Source organism: Haloferax sp. Atlit-10N, assembly GCF_003586325.1.
GTDB classification, from domain to species: domain Archaea; phylum Halobacteriota; class Halobacteria; order Halobacteriales; family Haloferacaceae; genus Haloferax; species Haloferax prahovense.
This window is the reverse complement of record NZ_PSYX01000135.1, coordinates 1-482: the sequence shown is the minus strand read 5'-3', so window position 1 is coordinate 482 and position 482 is coordinate 1. Positions and strand designations below refer to the sequence as shown.

The 482-nt window shown below is 63.7% G+C and carries 1 protein-coding gene; it reads right to left on the bottom strand.

Translation table 11 applies throughout. From position 1 onward, the window contains the following. The coding region (locus tag C5B91_RS21540) for an energy-coupling factor ABC transporter ATP-binding protein (RefSeq protein ID WP_119713046.1) at positions 1–445 on the bottom strand (445 nt) is incomplete at its 3' end. Positions 446–482 lie beyond the last annotated feature (37 nt).

The window sequence follows — 482 nt, the reverse complement described above, 5'->3', positions numbered from 1 at the left end:
GTTTCTCGCCGCCGCTCAAGTAGTGCGGAATCCGGTCTTCGAGGTGACCCGCCTCGACCGTTTCGAGCGCCTCGCGAGCGCGCTGTTTCGCTTCGTTAGTGGGGACGCCGTAGTTTTGGAGGCCGAACATCACGTCATCGAGGACCGTGGGTGCGACGAGTTGCGTATCGGCGTCCTGAAAGACGAAGCCGACTTGCTTTCGCGCGCGTGCTTTGTTGTCTTCGCTGATTGGTGTGCCGCCGACGACCAGTTCGCCATCGTCGGGGACGAGCGTGGCGTTCAGGTGTTCGAGGAGCGTCGATTTCCCCGCGCCGTTGCCGCCGACGAGCGCGACGATCTCGCCGGGGAAGACGCTGAACTCGACGTCGTGCATGCCGACGGTTCCGTCCGGATACGTATGCGCCTCACACCGGAGGTCGACAAGTGGCGTCTCAGCGTGAGTCACAGTCCCACCCCGGTGACCGAGACAGCCGCATACCCAG